Origin of the sequence: Paraconexibacter sp. AEG42_29 (assembly GCF_040581415.1) — a bacterium.
Classification (GTDB): domain Bacteria; phylum Actinomycetota; class Thermoleophilia; order Solirubrobacterales; family Solirubrobacteraceae; genus Paraconexibacter.
Window position 1 is genome coordinate 1709939 of sequence record NZ_CP114014.1, and the last position, 15825, is coordinate 1725763.

At 73.4% G+C, this 15825-nt stretch carries 16 protein-coding genes; 8 read left to right on the plus strand and 8 right to left on the minus strand.

What is annotated here, in order from left to right; genetic code table 11:
- The first annotated feature begins 1 nt into the window (after window position 1).
- Complete coding sequence (locus tag DSM112329_RS08250; protein ID WP_354701336.1) at window positions 2-1399, plus strand: MlaD family protein; 1398 nt, start codon at window positions 2-4, stop codon at window positions 1397-1399.
- Between the two features lie 6 nt (window positions 1400-1405).
- Entirely contained in the window at window positions 1406-2059 is a 654-nt protein-coding gene (locus DSM112329_RS08255) for a TetR family transcriptional regulator (protein WP_354701337.1), read from the plus strand.
- A gap of 20 nt (window positions 2060-2079) precedes the next feature.
- Here DSM112329_RS08255 and DSM112329_RS08260 read toward each other — a convergent pair whose 3' ends face one another.
- The gene (locus DSM112329_RS08260) at window positions 2080-2574 is read right to left on the minus strand and encodes a carbonic anhydrase (RefSeq protein ID WP_354701338.1); all 495 of its coding nucleotides are present in this window, start codon (window positions 2572-2574) and stop codon (window positions 2080-2082) included.
- Window positions 2575-2671: 97 nt separating this feature from the next.
- Between DSM112329_RS08260 and DSM112329_RS08265 the strand changes: the two genes are divergently transcribed.
- Window positions 2672-5110, plus strand: coding sequence for a SpoIIE family protein phosphatase (locus DSM112329_RS08265; protein WP_354701339.1), 2439 nt, complete (start codon window positions 2672-2674; stop codon window positions 5108-5110).
- A gap of 17 nt (window positions 5111-5127) precedes the next feature.
- Here DSM112329_RS08265 and DSM112329_RS08270 read toward each other — a convergent pair whose 3' ends face one another.
- The 6 genes from DSM112329_RS08270 to DSM112329_RS08295 all read right to left on the minus strand — a co-directional run bounded on the left by DSM112329_RS08270 (window position 5128) and on the right by DSM112329_RS08295 (window position 9815).
- Complete coding sequence (locus DSM112329_RS08270; protein WP_354701340.1) at window positions 5128-6246, minus strand: MerR family transcriptional regulator; 1119 nt, start codon at window positions 6244-6246, stop codon at window positions 5128-5130.
- Window positions 6247-6323: 77 nt separating this feature from the next.
- A complete protein-coding gene (locus DSM112329_RS08275) occupies window positions 6324-6665 on the minus strand; it encodes an STAS domain-containing protein (RefSeq protein WP_354701341.1) in 342 nt (113 codons plus the stop codon).
- Window positions 6662-8341, minus strand: a complete 1680-nt coding sequence (locus tag DSM112329_RS08280) for a SpoIIE family protein phosphatase (RefSeq protein WP_354701342.1) — start codon at window positions 8339-8341, stop codon at window positions 6662-6664. Before DSM112329_RS08280 ends, DSM112329_RS08275 begins: the two co-directional genes overlap by 4 nt.
- 83 nt (window positions 8342-8424) lie before the next feature.
- Window positions 8425-8805: an STAS domain-containing protein gene (locus DSM112329_RS08285; protein ID WP_354701343.1), complete on the minus strand. Its 381-nt coding sequence runs from the start codon at window positions 8803-8805 to the stop codon at window positions 8425-8427.
- A gap of 33 nt (window positions 8806-8838) precedes the next feature.
- Window positions 8839-9300 carry a hypothetical protein gene (locus DSM112329_RS08290; protein ID WP_354701344.1) on the minus strand — a complete coding sequence of 154 codons (462 nt, stop codon included), beginning with the start codon at window positions 9298-9300 and terminating at the stop codon, window positions 8839-8841.
- Window positions 9297-9815: an ATP-binding protein gene (locus DSM112329_RS08295; RefSeq protein ID WP_354701345.1), complete on the minus strand. Its 519-nt coding sequence runs from the start codon at window positions 9813-9815 to the stop codon at window positions 9297-9299. Before DSM112329_RS08295 ends, DSM112329_RS08290 begins: the two co-directional genes overlap by 4 nt.
- A gap of 240 nt (window positions 9816-10055) precedes the next feature.
- On the opposite strand from DSM112329_RS08295, the gene DSM112329_RS08300 reads away from it, so the two are divergent.
- The 5 genes from DSM112329_RS08300 (at window position 10056) to DSM112329_RS08320 (ending at window position 15131) form a co-directional block, all read left to right on the plus strand.
- Entirely contained in the window at window positions 10056-10856 is an 801-nt protein-coding gene (locus tag DSM112329_RS08300) for a SigB/SigF/SigG family RNA polymerase sigma factor (protein ID WP_354701346.1), read from the plus strand.
- A gap of 80 nt (window positions 10857-10936) precedes the next feature.
- The gene (locus tag DSM112329_RS08305) at window positions 10937-12049 is read left to right on the plus strand and encodes an alcohol dehydrogenase catalytic domain-containing protein (protein WP_354701347.1); all 1113 of its coding nucleotides are present in this window, start codon (window positions 10937-10939) and stop codon (window positions 12047-12049) included.
- Window positions 12050-12084: 35 nt separating this feature from the next.
- Entirely contained in the window at window positions 12085-13140 is a 1056-nt protein-coding gene (locus tag DSM112329_RS08310) for a multicopper oxidase domain-containing protein (RefSeq protein WP_354701348.1), read from the plus strand.
- Window positions 13137-14399 (plus strand): ZIP family metal transporter, encoded by a 1263-nt coding sequence (locus DSM112329_RS08315; RefSeq protein ID WP_354701349.1) that lies wholly within the window; start codon window positions 13137-13139, stop codon window positions 14397-14399. Before DSM112329_RS08310 ends, DSM112329_RS08315 begins: the two co-directional genes overlap by 4 nt.
- A 39-nt stretch (window positions 14400-14438) precedes the next feature.
- Complete coding sequence (locus DSM112329_RS08320) at window positions 14439-15131, plus strand: metal-dependent transcriptional regulator (RefSeq protein ID WP_354701350.1); 693 nt, start codon at window positions 14439-14441, stop codon at window positions 15129-15131.
- Window positions 15132-15166: 35 nt separating this feature from the next.
- Here the strand turns inward: DSM112329_RS08320 and DSM112329_RS08325 are convergent, their stop codons facing one another.
- A complete protein-coding gene (locus DSM112329_RS08325; protein ID WP_354701351.1) occupies window positions 15167-15775 on the minus strand; it encodes a hypothetical protein in 609 nt (202 codons plus the stop codon).
- Between the last annotated feature and the right edge of the window lie 50 nt (window positions 15776-15825).

Here is a 15825-nt window from a genome sequence, read left to right on the forward strand (position 1 = left end):
CATGGGATCCAAGCCTCCTTCAGCCGCCGCCATCGCCACCGCCGTCCTGTTCGCGCTGTCGTGCTTCTGCGCGACCCTGTTCGTGTGGAAGGCGTTCGGCGGGACGACCCCCTTCCAGGCCGAGGGCTACCGCTTCCGCGCGTCGTTCGGATCCGACGCCACCAACCTCACCGGCGGGTCGTCGGTGCGGATCGCGGGCGTCCCGGTCGGCAAGGTCGTGAAGGTCAAGCCCGCGAACGGCCGGTTCGAGGCGACGATCGAGCTCAAGTCGCGGTACTCGCCGATCCCGGAGGACGCGAAGGCGACGACGCGGATCAAGACCCTGCTCGGCGAGACGTTCGTCGAGCTGACCCCGGGGTCACCGACGGCGCCGAAGCTCGCCGAGGGCGACAGCCTCAAGGCCGCCAACATCGGTGAGCCGCAGGGCGTCGACCAGGTGCTCGGCGCGTTCGACCTGGAGACCAGGGAGGACTTCAAGGACTTCCTCGCCGACCTGGCGGTGGGCCTCGACGGCCGGGGCCGGGACCTCAACGCGATCCTCGGGAACGCGACCCCGGCGACCGAGCAGCTCGACCGGCTGGTGCGGACGCTCGACCGCCAGCAGCCGGCCGTCCGTGCGTTGATCCGCGACGCCGGCAGCGCGCTGTCCGCGGTCGGCGAGCGCGCGAGCGACGTGCAGTCGCTCGTCCGCTCCGGCAACAGCCTGCTGAGCGCGACCGCAGCGCGCAACACCGAGCTGACCGAGACCATCAAGGCACTGCCCCCGTTCCTGCGGGAGGGCCGCGTGGCCGCCGACCAGCTCGCGCTCGTCGCCGACGACGCGCGGCCGACGCTGCGCACCCTGCGTCCGGTGGCCCCGCTCGTCCGGCCGGCCCTGGTCGAGGCGACGCGCCTCGGGCCGCAGCTCACCGGCACCTTCAAGGAGCTCGGGCCCGTGCTCGATGCCGCCAACCCTGCGCTGCCGGCGCTCACGCGCACCCTCAAGGTCGCGCGCCCGCTCGTGAAGACGCTGCAGGACAACGGCCGCGAGCTCGTGCCGGTCGTGCAGTACCTGAACCTCTACCGGGGCGATCTCGTGACCGCGCTGTCGAACCTCGGCGCGGCGACCCAGGCGAAGGGCGAGCGCGGCCAGAACTACCTCCGCGTGATCCTGCCGCTGAGCAACGAGCTCAACCTCGGGGCGACCTCGCGGGCCGGGACGCATCGCGGCAACGCCTACTTCGCGCCGGGCGGGATCGGCAAGCTCGCCACCGGCCTCGAGGCCTCCGACTGCCGCGACGCGGGCAGGCCGAACGGGCTTGTGATCGGGTCGGGCGCACCGCCCTGCAAGGTCCAGCCGGGCTTCGAGTTCAACGGGAAGACCGGCTACTACCCGCAGGTCCAGCGGGCCGCGCCGTAGATCCGCGTGCGGCGGACGGCACAGCCTGCGAAGGGACGCCGTCGCTACGCCGCCCGCCTGCCCGCCGTCGAGCGGCGCGAGCAGCTGCTCGAGGTCGCGATGGGCATCGTCGTCAGCCAGGGCTACGCCGGGCTGACGATGGAGGCGGTCGCCCGCGAGGCGGGCGTGACCAAGCCCGTCGTCTACGACTCGTTCGCCAACCGCGACGAGATCATGGGGACGCTGCTGGCCGCGGAGGAGCAGCGGGCCGTCGCGGAGATCCTGACCGCGATCGGAGGCGACCCGACCGGTGCGGTGGACGTGGGGACGTTCGTCGCCGGCGCCGTGAGCCGCGCGCTCCGGACGATCGCCGCCCGCCCGCTGACCTACCGCCTGATCCTGATGCAGATCGAAGGCACGCCGCCGCTCGTCCGCGAGCGCATCGACAAGGGGCGGGCGACGATCGTCGCCCGGGTGCAGGCGATCCTGGCGGCGGCGACGCGGCGGGCGGACGGAACGCCGACCTTCGACGAGGAGCTGCTCGCGCTCGGCGTCGTGGCGATGGGCGAGCAGGCCGCGATCCTGCTGCTGTCGGATCCCGAGCGGTTCGCACCCGAGCGCTTCGACGCCGCGCTGGCCCAGCTGCTCTCCGCGCTGCTGCCGTCCTCGCTCACCGCCTGAGCGGCCGGACGGCCGGCGGGCTACTCCTCGACGCGGCGCAGCGCGCCGGTGTCCACGTCGTAGACGTAGCCGTGGATGCTGTCCGTGTGCTCGATGAACGGTGACGTGCGGACGCGCGCGATCGACTGGCGCACGTTCGCGTCGAGGTCGGTGAACGACTCGATGGCGAACGTTGGAGCCTGGCCGGTCGCCTCCTGGAGCTCGGCGCGGAAGCCGTCGTCGGTAATGCCGAGCATGCCGCACTGCGTGTGGTGGATCAGGATGATCTCGCGCGTGCCGAGCTTGCGCTGGGAGATGGCGAGCGACCGGATCACGTCGGCGGTGACGACGCCGCCGGCGTTGCGGATGACGTGCGCCTGCCCGTTCTCGAGGCCGAGCACCGCGAAGACGTCGATGCGCGAGTCCATGCAGGTGACGACGGTCAGCTTGAGCTGCGGGGCCGTCGGGAGCTGTTGCTCCTCGAAGGCTGCTGCGTAGCGCTGGTTCTGCTGCTCGAGGCCCGGGATCACGCTCATTGCGCGCACAGCCTGACTGATTCCGGGCCACGATGACTTGCGGTCCGCGTGCCACGACCGGTGCCGGCCGCCGACAAGTGCGAGGATCCCCGACGAGATGCGCGGCAGCTGGCAAGTGGTGTGCTTCTGCGCCGCCGAGGCGGCGCTCGTGGTCGTCGACGTCCTGTTCGGCGACGAGATCGCCCTCAGCAGCGTCTACCTGGTTCCGGTCCTGCTCCTGGCGCTCACCGCCGGCCGGCGGGCCGTGACGGCCGCAGGCCTCGCCGCGGTGCTGCTCGCGCTGCTGAGCGGCGTGAGCCACGACATCTTCCTCACGACTCGGCACCTGGTGCGGGTGGCCCTCGTGGCGGGCGGCTGCGGGGCGGCGATCGCGTTCATGGTCATCCGCGTGCGGCTGCGCGCCGAGCTGCAGCGCCAGCAGGTCCTCGGCCAGGAGAACGACTCCCTTCTGGCCGACGTGCACACGAAGGAGCGCGAGCTCTTCGCCGTCATCGCGGCGATCGCCGACGCCGTCCTGGTGCACGACGTCGCCGGCGTGACGGTCTACGCGAACCAGGCCGCCGCCGACATCCTCGGGTTCGCCGACGCCGCGGCCCTGCTCGCGGCGCCGCCCGGCGCGATCCCGGGCCGCTTCGACTTCGCCGACGAGGAGGGCCGGCCCGCCACCGCCGACGCGTTCCCCGGCCGGCGGATCTTCGCGGGTGAGCTGAACCCGCCGGCGGTGCTGGTCCGGAGCGTGGAGCGTGAGACCGGGCGCGAGATGTGGACGGTCACGAAGGCGACCGCGGTGCTCGGCGCCGACGGGGCGCCGGTCCTGGCGGTCAACGTCATCGAGGACGTGACGGATGCCCGCCGCCGCCAGGCCGCGACCAGCCTGCTCGCGGAGGCCGGTCAGGTCCTCGGCGCGTCGCTCGACGTCCCGCGGACGCTGGAGCGCATCGTCGAGCTGACGGTGCCGCGGCTCGCCGACTGGTGCAGCGTCGACTTCCCCGACGGCGAGCTCATCGTCCCTGCGGCGACGGCGCACGTGAACCCGGACGGCCGACCGGCCGCCCTGGCGACGCTCGAGCGGTTCCCGGCCCGCACGGACGAGGAGCTCGGCATCGCCGCCGTGCTGCGCGGCGAGCCGAGCTTCGTCCGCGCCGACCTCACGGCCGAGATCCTGGCCAACTACGCGCGGGACCCCGAGCACCTCGCCGCACTGGTCGCCACCGGGATCCGGCACGTGATGATCGTCGGCATGCGGGCGGGCGAGCAGACGATCGGCGCCATCACGTTCGCCCGCGGCGCGCGGCGGCCGGCCTTCGGTCCCGACGAGGTCGAGCTCGCCGAGGAGCTCGCACGCCGCGCGGGCACCGCCGTGCTGAACGCCCGCCTCTACCAGGCGCGCAACGAGGTCGCGGACATCCTCCAGCGCAGCCTGCTGCCGCCGGAGCTGCCGTCGCCGGGCGGGCTCACGATGGCCGCCCACTACCGCTCGACCGGGGGCGCACGTCAGGCCGGCGGTGACTTCTACGACGCGTTTCCCCTCCCCGACGGCTGGCTCGTCGCCATCGGGGACGTCACCGGCAAGGGGGCCGCGGCCGCCGCGCTCACGGGGCTCGCGCGGGCGGGCCTGGAATCCGTGGCGACGCTGACCGGACGTCCGTCGCTGGCCCTGGCCCACCTGGACGGCCTGCTCGCGCGGCGCGGCGACATGGCGCTGGCCAGCGTGGCGGCGCTGCACTTCCACGCGGGCGCTGCGCCGCTGCGCGTGTCGGTGTTCTCCGCGGGGCACCCTGCCGCGCTCCTGCTCCGGGACGGGACCGTCACCCCGGTCGCCGCTTCGGGGTCCTTGCTGGGCGCCTTCGGGGCCCAGGCCTGGTCGGCCACCGAGCTCGAGGTGCGTCCCGGCGACGTGGTGCTGCTGCGCACCGACGGCGTGACCGACTCGGTCGGCGCCGTCGGTCGCCTGGGGGAGGAGCGCCTGCGCGCGGCGCTGATCGGCAGTCCGCCCGGCGACGCGCAGGCGGCGGTCGATCGGGTGCGCGAGCTCGTGGAGGGCCACCAGCAAGGGCAGCCGCGCGACGACGTCGCAGTCCTCGCGGTCGCGGTCACCGGTCCGCGGATCGAGCTGCCACCGGCCGATCCGGACATCGTCCTGCCGTCGCTGGCGGTGACCATCACGCTCGACGGGACCACCGGCTCGGTGGCCCGGGCGCGCGGCGCGATCGACGACAACCTCGGCGGGATCCTGGACGTCGAGCGCGTGGAGGAGGTGCGGCTCCTGGTCTCCGAGCTCGCGTCCAACGCGGTCAAGCACGCGGGCGGCCTGGACTACGTGCTGTCGCTCGACCTCGACCCGCACCGCCTGCGGGTGGAGCTGGCCGACAGTGGTCCCGGGCCGGTGGCGGGCGCGTCGTCGAAGGTCCGCGGTGCGCTGCCCGAGGGCGGCTACGGCCTGGGGATCGTGGACCGGCTGGCGTCGCGGTGGGGCGTGGAGCGCGGGACCGGGCCGACACCGACGAGCGTCTGGTTCGAGATGCTGCGGGACTGATCAGCCGGCGATCGGCGTCAGCGTCCCGGGTCCTGCAGCTCGCCCGCGACGCGCTCGCGGACCAGGGCGAGGGCGATCGTGCCGGCGCTGACGCGCAGCAGTCGTAGTCCGGCCTCGGTCAGGACCTCGCGCTCGTCGAACAGCATGAGCACGGCACCCAGGCCCTGTCCGGCCGCGTGCAACGGGACAGCGAGCAGCTCCAGCCCCGCGGGCGCGCCGAACGCGGCCGCGACGCTCTGCGGCATCCACGTCGGGTCGCCCTCGCGCAGCGCGTCGGAGAGGTCGTCGAACCGCGCCACCGTGACGAGGTCCGGCCCGAGCAGGCCACGGCTCGAGCGACCGAGGACGAGCGCGCCGCCCATCATCGGGGCCAGGCCGGCGTCGACCGCACCCAGCCGCCGGACGAGCACGGTCGTCGCGTCCGCCAGGGTCGACGCGCCCGCCTGCGTCCGGAAGATCTCCGCGACGGCGCCGGCGGCGGCGGCGAACCCGCGGTCACGCTCGAGCTCGGCCCGCACCCGGGTCAGCTCGGCCTCGGCGTCCTGCAGCAGCTTCCGCGTCCGCCGCTCCCGCGAGGTGTCGATCCCGATGAGCGCGACGAGCGGCTGATGGCCGAGCTCGTGGGGGAGGCAGTAGGCGAGCGACTGCGCGCCGGGCCGCAGCCCGCCCGTCCAGTCGGGATGGGTGCACGGGGCCGCCATGAGGTCGTCGGTGAACAGCCGCCGCAGGGTTGCGTACCCGGGGTCGTCGGCGAACCAGGGCGCGAGCTCCAGCAGGTCGTCGCCGGGCTGCGGCGCGTCGGGTCGGGCCGCCACGACGGCGTTCACCGAGCGGACGATCAGCGGCTCGGGCCCGGACAGCGACACGATCGACAGCGGGGCGTGCTCGGCGAGGCCGGCGGCGACGCCGCTGCCGATGTCCGCGGGCTCGCTCGACTCGGCCTCGATCGCGACCGTGACGGGGATCCCGGCCTCGACGGCGCGACGGATGCCGACGACCCGGGTGACCTCGGCGACCTCGTAACGGCGCGGCCCGCCGTGCGACCGGACGGGGACCGGGTAGCCGTGACGGCGCTCCCAGGTCCGCAGGCGCTCGCGCGAGACACCGGTCAGCGCGGCGAACTCGGTGGCGCTCACGGTCTGCCCAGGCTTGTCCACCCGGTCAGCCTGTCATACCGGGCGGCGCTGCCGCCCGCTTCGATTCCGTGCGCCGCTCAGGCGGGAGCGGGGCCGTCGACGAGCTCGATCTCGATCAGCGAGTCGAGGCCGGTCCAGCCCATCAGCTGCGCGACCGGGCCGCCGGCCCGGCAGCGCAGGCTCATACGCGTCTCCGCCGCGGTGGCGAGGCGGCGGCAGCGGTTCACCGCGGCGACCCCGGCCGAGTCCATGAACTCGACACCGGTCAGGTCCAGGATGAGGTTGCCCTGCTTCGGCACCGCGCCCTCGACGGCTGCCACGAGGGTGTCGACGGTCGCGAGATCGACCTCGCCCGTGATCCGGAGGATCGTGGCCTCGGGGGTCGTCTCGTCGTCGATCTTCAGTTGCCCTTGCGTCATGCTCGGCCCATGCTACGGGGCGCCACGGCGGCGCGCACATCCGGGTCGCCGATCACCGTCGCGTCGACGATCACAAAGGCGAGGTCGTCGTCGAGGTGGCTGGGCTCACGGTCGGCAAGTCTACGGACGGTGGCCAGCAGGTGCGCGGCGTCCGGACGACCGTCCGGGCCGCGTCCCCAGGCCATCAGCCCGGGCACCCCGAGGCGCTCGGACTCGGGCGTCGCACGCGCCTCGATCAGCCCGTCGGTGTAGAGCGCGAGTGCCCAGCCGTCCGGGAGGTCCTGCGTCCCGATCGGACGCGGGCCGACCGCGCCGAGCCCGAGCGCCGCCCCGCGCGGCGCGTCGAGCGCGACGACGTCGTCCGGGAGCAGGAGCAGCGGCGGCGGGTGGCCGGCGAGCGCGTAGGTCAGCGTGCGCCCGTCGGGGCTGATCTCCGCGCACGCGAGCGTCGCGAACAGGTCGAGGTCGCGGCGCTCGCCGTCGACCAGTGCGTCGAGCAGGTCCAGGCGCGTGACGCCGACCCCGGCGCTGGCGAGGGTCCGCCAGCCGGCGCGCAGCGTCGCACCGAGGGCCGCGGCGCGGGGGCCGTGGCCGCAGACGTCGCCGACGAGGATCGCGAGGCCGCCGTCCGGGGTGGGGAGGGCGTCGATGAAGTCGCCGCCGAGCAGCATCCGGCGCTCGCTGGCGCGGTAGATCGAGTGGACCCCCGGCGGCATCTTGGACGGCAGCAGGTCGCGCTGGAACGCCTCCTGCACGCCGAGCGCGTCGCGCGCGCGGCTGAGCCGGCCGACGAGCAGCGGGACGAGCCACAGGAACACGAAGGCTGCGAGTCCCGACGCCGCCAGGACGGTGGCCCGCAGGCGCGGGACGTCGCGGTAGGCCTCGGACGCAGGGACCCGGGCGAGCACCGCCCAGCCCGTACCTGCGACGGGCGCGTAGCCGGACACCGTCCGCTCACCCCCGACGGAGCCGTCCAGCGTCCCGGAACGGCCCGCGAGCGCCCGCTTGACCAGCGGGTCGCCGGCCAGCGAGATGAGGCGCTGCGCGTCCGAGCCCGTGGCGCCGACGATCGTCCCCGCCTGGTCGGTCACGGTGATGCCCGTGCCGAACTGCGAGCCGAACGCGTCGGTGAAGCGCTGGGTGCGCTCGGTCTCCGTGGCGAGCAGGATGCCGAGCGGGCGCCCGTCGGGATCCTGGACGCGCACCGCGGTCACCGTGACCTTGCGGCGCCGCCCCTGCGAGATGTACGCGCGCGACAGGTAGGGCGAGCGCTCCCGCAGGCCGCGGTACCAGTCACGACCCGAGAGGTCGGTGCCGATCGGCAGGACGGGGGGCGGCGACGCCGCGACCAGTCGTCCGCGGCTGTCCGTGAAGCTCGCGGACGTGACGCCGTCGACCTCCGAGCGCAGCGCGAAGAGCGCGGCCGCGAGGCGCCGGCGGTCGGCCGGCGGGAGCGTCGCCCGCCGCGGCGCCGGCAGGTTCGACAGCCGCGAGGCGTAGGACCCGACGACCTCCCCGACCCGCAGGGACTGCTCGCGGACGAGCCGCGCGCTCAGCGCCGCGGTGGTGCCGACCCGTCCCCGGGCCTCGCGGCGCACCGCGTTCTCGGAGAGGCGCAGCACGAAGAAGGTGAACAGCACCAGCACCACGAGGCCGCCACCGATGAGGGCGATCATCGCGCGCCGGCGTCCGGCGCCTACGGATCTGGGGGTGGGGCCCGCCACATCAGCAGACTAAGCGGTCGGGGGGCGCTCGGAGGTCAGCCGGTGCCGACGGCCTCGAGGGCCGCCTCGCGCGTATCGACGATCGTGAAGATCCGGTCCAGTCCGGTGATCTGGAACGTCTTCGCCGTGGACGGCTCGGTGTTGACGATCGCCATCCGCCCGTCGAGCGGGCGCAGGCGCTTGACCGCCCCGATGAGCACGCCGAGGGCGGTCGAGTCGAGGAACCGCGTGAGCGTGAGGTCGATCACGAGCAGACGGGTGCCGCCCTCGATGGCCTGGGCGATGGTCCGCTTCAGGTCCGGGGCGGTGAAGATGTCGACCTCACCGGACACGGCGATGACGTGCGTGCCACCGCTGGTGCGCTCCTCGGTGAGGGCGAAATCGAAGGTGATCGGGTCGGTCGCGGGATCGCTCATGCCCGCCCCATGCTACCCGGCACCGGCATCGTCCTAACCTGCCGACGCGAGCTCGGGACCGGACGGCTGGGCGTCGACCCGCAGCAGCAGGATCTCGTCGCCGCCCGCGCCGACGCGGACGCGGACCTCGTCCGCCAGCAGGCCCATCAGCGGGCCCGTGTCGGGGAGCGCGGTGCCGTCGACCAGCCGTTGCGCGGCACCGGGGCGCAGCGGTCCCACCCGCAGCTCGATGCGTCCCGGCGCCGACTGGATGCTGAGCTCGAGATGGCTGGCGCCGAGGGCGTCGGCCGCGCAGTCCGCGAGCGCGTCGGTGATCAGGACGGCGTCGTCGAGGCGGTCGACGGTCAGGCCCGCACGCGCTGCGTGCATGCCGACGAGACGCGCGAGGACGGGCGCAAGCAGCGGACCGACCGCGATGGTCGCACGGGTGCGGTCCAGCCGGCCGGCGGCGGGATCGGGGGTCGACGCGGCGGCCGGGGGCTCGCCGAGGGTCACGGGTGACGCTCGCGGGACTCGGCGAGCGGGCGCGGCCGGGCGTCGTCGGCCGAACCCGGGGCCGGGGGCGTCCCGGGGGTCACCGTGCCGTGCTCAGCAGGACGGGGCGGGCCTCCCGCGGATTCGTGAGGAAGGGGGAAGCGCATCCGCACCTCGGTCCCGCCGCCCTCGGGGGCGATCAGCTCCATCGAGGCCGCCAGGGTCGCCATCAGCGGCAGGCCGACGCCGAGCCCGGGGGAGTCGGTCCGCGGCGCCATGCCCCCGCCGTGGTCCCGGACGCTGATCTCCAGGTCCGTCATTCGTGCCCGCACGCGGACCTCCATCAGGCCCGCCCCGTCGACGTATGCGTGGATGACCGCGTTCGCGCAGGCCTCGCTGACCGCGAGCCGCATGTCGTCGAGCTGCTCGTCGCCGACGTGCAGCGTCTCGGCGACGGCCCCGAGCACGTGGCGGATCACGCCGACGTTCTCGGCGCGGGCAGGCAGGGTGAGCTCGAGGTCGGGAAGATCGGTCATCGCGGGTGCCACGTGGTTGGCAGCCCCTGCCCTACAGCCGCAACCCGGAAACCTGTCGGATGCGCCCGAACACCGCGCTGGGTCGGATTCGCCCCCGTGACCAGTCGTGTCCACCCCAGCTCCTGGCGAACCTGGCGGCGGCGGGCTCGTTGACCGGGTTTGACCGGTTTGTTCGACTGCTGCCGACCGACACCATGAGCGTCACCCATCGCACACCGCTACGGGAAGGCACGCCCCAGCATGAGCACGAACGAGACCGTCATCACCCCCACCGCCGCCCTCGACGACGAGGCGGAGCTGCTTCGCCGGTACCACGTCGAAGGCGACATGCACGCCCGCACGATCCTGATCGAGCGCATGATGCCCCTCGTGCGTCACATGGCGCGGCGCTACGCCGGCCGCGGTGAGCCGCTCGACGACCTCGTCCAGGTCGGCTCGGTGGGTCTGCTGAAGGCGGTCGACCGGTTCGACGTCGAGCGCGGGTTCAAGCTGTCCACGTTCGCGGCGCCCAACATCGCGGGCGAGATCAAGCGCCACTTCCGGGACCGCGGCTGGTCGATCCGCGTCCCGCGCGACATCCAGGAGCTCAACGCCAAGCTCAGCCGTGCCGTCGATCGCCTGACCGCGCAGCTCGGCCGCACGCCGACGATCGCCGAGCTCGCCGAGGCCACCCAGTCGACCGAGGAGCAGGTCCTCGAGGCGATGCAGGGTGCGCAGAGCTACTCGACCGTGTCGTTCGAGGAGCCCGTCGGCGACAGCCGTACCGCCGAGGACCTCCTCGGCGAGGAGGACGAGGGCTTCACCACCGCCGAGCGCCGCGTGCTGCTCGACGACGGCCTCCGGACCCTCGCGGGCCGCGAGCGGGAGATCGTCCGGCTGCGCTTCTTCGAGGGTCTGACGCAGCGGGAGATCGCCGACCGGGTCGGCGTCTCGCAGATGCACGTCTCGCGCCTCCTGCGCCGCTCGCTCGACGAGCTGCGGACCAAGATGACGGTCGCCGACGAGGCCCCGCAGGCCCGTCCCGCCCTGCGCGCCGCGTAGCGCCGTACCGCCGCCCGAGCTGGCGTCCGGACACTCCGGACGCCGGCCGCGTCGCGGCAGCCGCGGGTTAGGGTGGCGGCATGAAGATCCGCGCTGCTGTCCTCGAAGAGTTCGCCAAGCCGCTCGTCGTCCAGGACGTCGAGCTGCACGGCCCGAAGGCCGGCGAGGTGCTCGTCCGCCTCGTCGCCTGCGGGGTGTGCCACACCGACATGTACACCGCGTCGGGCGTCGACCCGTCCGGCTACGCGCCGACGGTCCTCGGCCACGAGGGCGCCGGTGTCGTCGAGGCGATCGGCGAGGGCGTGACCAGCCTGGCCGTCGGCGACCACGTCGTCACGCTGTTCTCGCCGCAGTGCCGCGAGTGCGTGCACTGTGAGTCCACCAAGACGAACATCTGCCTCGCGATCCGGGACGAGCAGGGCCAGGGCCACCTGCCGGACGGGACCACGCGCCTGCACCGCATCGGTGACGGCGGCGAGCCGCTGCGCCACTTCATGGGCACCAGCACGTTCGCCGAGGCGACCGTGATGCCGGAGATCGCGCTGGCCAAGGTCAACCCCGAGGCGCCGCTGGACCGCGCCTGCCTCTTCGCCTGCGGGCTCTCGACCGGCCTCGGTGCGGCGATGAACACCGCCAAGGTGGAGGCCGGGTCGTTCGCCGTCGTCTTCGGTGCCGGCATGGTCGGCCTGGGTGCCGTCGCGGGGGCGCGGCTGCAGGGTGCCGAGCGCATCGTCTGCGTCGACCTCTCCGAGGACCGCCTCGAGCTGGCGCGTGGCCAGGGCGCGACTGACACGTTCATCGGCGGCGATGACGCGGTCGAGCGCATCCTGGAGATGACGGACGGCTTCGGCGCCGACTACACGTTCGAGGCCACCGGCAACGTCAAGGTCATGCGGCAGGCCGTCGAGTCGGCCCGCATGGGCTGGGGCCTCTGCACCGTCACCGGCGTCGCGGGCAAGGGGGAGACCCTGGACGTCGTCCCCCGCTACCTCATCACGGGACGGCGGATCGCCGGCTCGAGCTTCGGCGGCGTCAAGGGTCGCGACCAGGTCCCGCAGCTCGTCGACCGCTACCTGGCCGGCGACATCGACGTCGACCCGTTCATCTCCCACCGGCTCACCCTGGACGAGGTCAACAAGGGCTTCGACCTGATGCACGCGGCGGACGGGATCCGCTCCGTGATCGAGTTCTGACGACATAAAGATTTAGTCATGCCATAATCCCGGTCGTGGACAACCTCACACGACGGGGAATGCTGGCCGGGTCGCTGCCCGTGCTCGGCGCGGGCGCGGCCCTGCTGGGCGCCGGCGGGGCCAAGGCCCAGCACGGCCAGCACGGGGCAGCGACGACGACGACGACGGTCCCGCCGGGTGCCGGGCACGTCGCCGGACACGGCGGGCACGCGGACTTCGCCGGCGGGGCCACCGTCGACCACGCCCGCAACGGCTTCGACCCGGCGGACATCGTCCGCGACTTCGACTGGGGCAAGACCACGAAGCTCGCCTCCGGCCGCGTCCTGAGGGAGTGGGAGCTGATCGCGGTCGACAAGGAGATCGAGGTCGCCCCCGGTATCCGCTTCGCCGCCTGGACCTACAACGGCCGGATCCCGGGCCCGACGCTCCGGGCCCGCGAGGGCGAGCGCCTGCGGATCACGTTCATCAACGGCTCCGAGCATCCGCACACGATCCACTTCCACGGCATCCATCCGGCCGAGCAGGACGGGGTCGCCGGGATCGGCGCCGGCGAGATCGCCCCGCGCGGGCGGACGGTCTACGAGTTCGACGCGCTGCCGGCGGGCCTGCACCTGTACCACTGCCACGTGCGGCCGCTCGCGGAGCACATCGCCAAGGGCCTCTACGGCGCGTTCATCATCGACCCGAAGGAGCCGCGCGAGGAAGCCGACGAGCTCATCATGGTGATGAACGGGTTCGACACGAACTTCGACCGCCTGAACGAGCTCTACGCGGTCAACACGATCGGGTTCGCGTACATGAGCAGCCCGATCCAGGTGCGGCTCGGGGACAAGGTCCGGGCGTACGTCGTCAACGTGCTCGAGTACGACCTGATCAACTCGTTCCACCTGCACGGGAACCTCTTCGACTGGTATCCCACCGGCACGTCGAAACGCTCGTCGGAGTTCACCGACACGGTGATGATGTGCCAGGGGATGCGGGGCATCGCCGAGTGGCAGTTCGCCTACCCCGGCAAGTACATGTTCCACGCGCACCAGTCCGAGTTCACCGAGCTCGGCTGGCAGGGCTTCTTCGAGGTGACGGGCTCATGAGCACCGCGGACGCGACGGACGACTGGGGCGCCGGGGGCACCGGGCGGGGAGTCGAGCGCAAGGCGGACCCTGGCCCGGGATCGGGCGGCGCGGGCGGCCTGCCGGTCTGGGTCCTCGGCCTGCTGCCGCTGCTGCTCGTGATCGTCACCATCGGCGGCTTCGTCGCCCTCGACGGGCCTGGCATCGGCGACCGGACCGGCCCGCCGGCCGAGGAGCTCGTGGTCGAGCAGACGGTCCTGAAGCCCGGCACGATCGAGCTGACCGTCCGCAACGACGGCCCCGATGCCGTCCGCATCGCGCAGGTGCAGGTCAACGACGCCTACGCGCAGTTCACGGGGCCCAGCGAAGGCGTCGGGCGCCTGGCGACCGCGAAGGTCAGGGTCCAGCAGCCGTGGGTCGAGGGCGAGGCCTACGAGGTCGTGCTGCTGACGTCCACCGGCGGAACGATCGTCCACCCGATCGACATCGCCGTGGAGACCCCCGACGAGGACGGCTCGTTCTTCGGGCTCATGGCCCTGCTCGGCATCTACGTCGGCGTCATCCCGGTCGCGCTGGGCATGCTCTGGCTGCCGTGGATCCGCCGCATCCCGGCGGGGGTATTCCGTGTCGTGATGGCGGTCACCGTCGGCCTGCTCGCGTTCCTGGCGATCGACTCGACGCTCGAGGGCCTGGAGCTCGCCACGCTCGGGTCGCAGGCGTTCGGCGGCACCGCCCTCGTCTGGATCGGGGCGGTGGTGGCCTACCTGCTGCTGAGCGGGGTCTCGTCCTGGCTGTCGGGCCGCCGCCGATCGGCCGAGGCATCCGGCGCGTCGCCGACCCAGCTGGCCACGCTCGTCGCGGTGGGCATCGGCCTGCACAACATGGGGGAGGGCGTGGCGATCGGGTCCGCCTACTCGTCGGGCGCGCTCGCGCTGGGCGCCTTCCTCGTCGTCGGCTTCGCGATCCACAACACCACCGAGGGGCTCGCGATCGTCGCGCCGATCGCGCACACCAAGCCGTCGCTGGGCCGGCTCGCGCTGCTCGGGCTGCTCGCGGGCGGACCGGCCGTGCTGGGCGCCTGGATCGGCGCTGCGGCGTTCAACACGAGCGTCGCCGCGTTCCTGTTCGGGTTCGGCGCCGGGGCTATCGTGCAGGTCATCGTCCAGCTCGCACCCACCATCCGCGACGGCGAGGGCCGGACCCTGCACCCGCCGGCGGTGGCGGGTCTGCTCGCGGGAATGGGCATCATGTTCGTCACCGGCCTGCTCGTGGCCGGCTGATCTGTCCAGGGCGCGGGTCGACCCGAGGAGCGTGCGCTGATGTCCGTCGGACCCCATCGTGTCTCGCACACCGGCTCCTCGGAGGCGGTGGAGGACTACGTCAAGGCGATCTACTCGATCGCGACGGCGGGCGACGGCGCGGCCGTCGGGACGAACGACCTCGCCGACCGGCTGGGCGTGACCGCGGCCTCGGTGTCGGCGATGTTCCGCAAGCTCACCGAGCTCGGGCTGGCCGACCACATGCCGTACAAGGGCGTGCGCCTGACGGCCGAGGGTGAGCGCCTGGCGCTCGAGGTCCTCCGCCACCACCGGCTGCTCGAGCTCTACCTCGCCGAGCACCTCGGCGTTCCGTGGGACCGCGTCCACGAGGAGGCCGACGCCCTCGAGCACGTGATCTCCGCCGACCTCGAGGCGCGGATCGCGGCGAAGCTCGGGCATCCCACGCACGATCCGCACGGGGCTCCGATCCCGTCGGCGGAGCTGCTGCTGAGCGCGGACGACACGCAGTCCCTCGCAGCGCTGGCCCCGGGCACCCGCGGGACGTTCGCCCGCATCGCCGGGGGCGACCCGGAGATGCTGCGCTACCTCGACGCCCAGGGCATCCGCCTCGGCGACACCGTCCAGGTGATGGACCGCCAGCCGTTCGGCGGCCCGGCGACCGTGTCGATCGGGGTCAGCATCCACACCATCGGCGGCGGGCTCGCGGACGCGATGCGCGTGAGCCTCGAGTAGGACGGGAGCCGTCCCGGGCGGGACGGCGGGACGGGCTACTGCAGCGTCTCGGGCCAGCCCGGGTCCATCTCGTACTCCTCCTCGCCGAGGCTGAGGACGATCGGGTCCTCGTCGCGCGCGGTGAGCGAGAGCGGCGCCTCGACGTCGTTGGTCGCGAACGTGACGAGGGCCACCGCACCGGGCCCGAGGGCGCGGGCCAGGCCGCGGACCGCGAACCCGTAGTGCTCGACGCCGCCGAGCGGCGCGGCGATCTGGCCCTCGTCGGCCTTGACCTCGAAAGGCGGGAGCTGGCGCACGTCGTACATCTCCAGCGGCTCGGCGTCGAGCGTGATCGCGTGGGGGAGGTGGACCGTCCGCCCGTGGGCGACGACCTCGATCGGCTGCAGGCGGGCGCAGTCGATCAGGTGCGGCGGGTCCTCGGCGTGGTCGGCGGGAAGCAGCGTGAGCGCGCGCACGGCCCCCGAGCGGTGCAGGAACTCGCGCAGCGTGACCACCACGGTGTCGAGCGGGCCGACCGTCGTGACGACGTCGATGACCTCGACCTCGACATCGTCCTCGAGGTCGGAGGGCCCATCGGGTAAGGACGACGACGGACCCCCGAGGCCGAGCGGGTCCTGGGGGTCGAGATCATCGTCGGCGGACATGCGCGCACGGTAGCGTGCGGCGCGCGATGGAGGGCGACGCGCCACACGAG

Coding starts and splice junctions, on each gene's coding strand:
- DSM112329_RS08260 (WP_354701338.1), bottom strand. CDS start 2,574: ATGAGCGTGATCCCGGGCCTCGAGCAGCAGAACCAGCGCTACGCAGCA.
- DSM112329_RS08300 (WP_354701346.1), top strand. CDS start 10,056: ATGAGCACGAACGAGACCGTCATCACCCCCACCGCCGCCCTCGACGAC.
- DSM112329_RS08275 (WP_354701341.1), bottom strand. CDS start 6,665: ATGACGCAAGGGCAACTGAAGATCGACGACGAGACGACCCCCGAGGCC.
- DSM112329_RS08265 (WP_354701339.1), top strand. CDS start 2,672: ATGCGCGGCAGCTGGCAAGTGGTGTGCTTCTGCGCCGCCGAGGCGGCG.
- DSM112329_RS08305 (WP_354701347.1), top strand. CDS start 10,937: ATGAAGATCCGCGCTGCTGTCCTCGAAGAGTTCGCCAAGCCGCTCGTC.
- DSM112329_RS08285 (WP_354701343.1), bottom strand. CDS start 8,805: ATGAGCGATCCCGCGACCGACCCGATCACCTTCGATTTCGCCCTCACC.
- DSM112329_RS08315 (WP_354701349.1), top strand. CDS start 13,137: ATGAGCACCGCGGACGCGACGGACGACTGGGGCGCCGGGGGCACCGGG.
- DSM112329_RS08325 (WP_354701351.1), bottom strand. CDS start 15,775: ATGTCCGCCGACGATGATCTCGACCCCCAGGACCCGCTCGGCCTCGGG.
- DSM112329_RS08320 (WP_354701350.1), top strand. CDS start 14,439: ATGTCCGTCGGACCCCATCGTGTCTCGCACACCGGCTCCTCGGAGGCG.
- DSM112329_RS08295 (WP_354701345.1), bottom strand. CDS start 9,815: ATGACCGATCTTCCCGACCTCGAGCTCACCCTGCCTGCCCGCGCCGAG.
- DSM112329_RS08250 (WP_354701336.1), top strand. CDS start 2: ATGGGATCCAAGCCTCCTTCAGCCGCCGCCATCGCCACCGCCGTCCTG.
- DSM112329_RS08280 (WP_354701342.1), bottom strand. CDS start 8,341: ATGATCGCCCTCATCGGTGGCGGCCTCGTGGTGCTGGTGCTGTTCACC.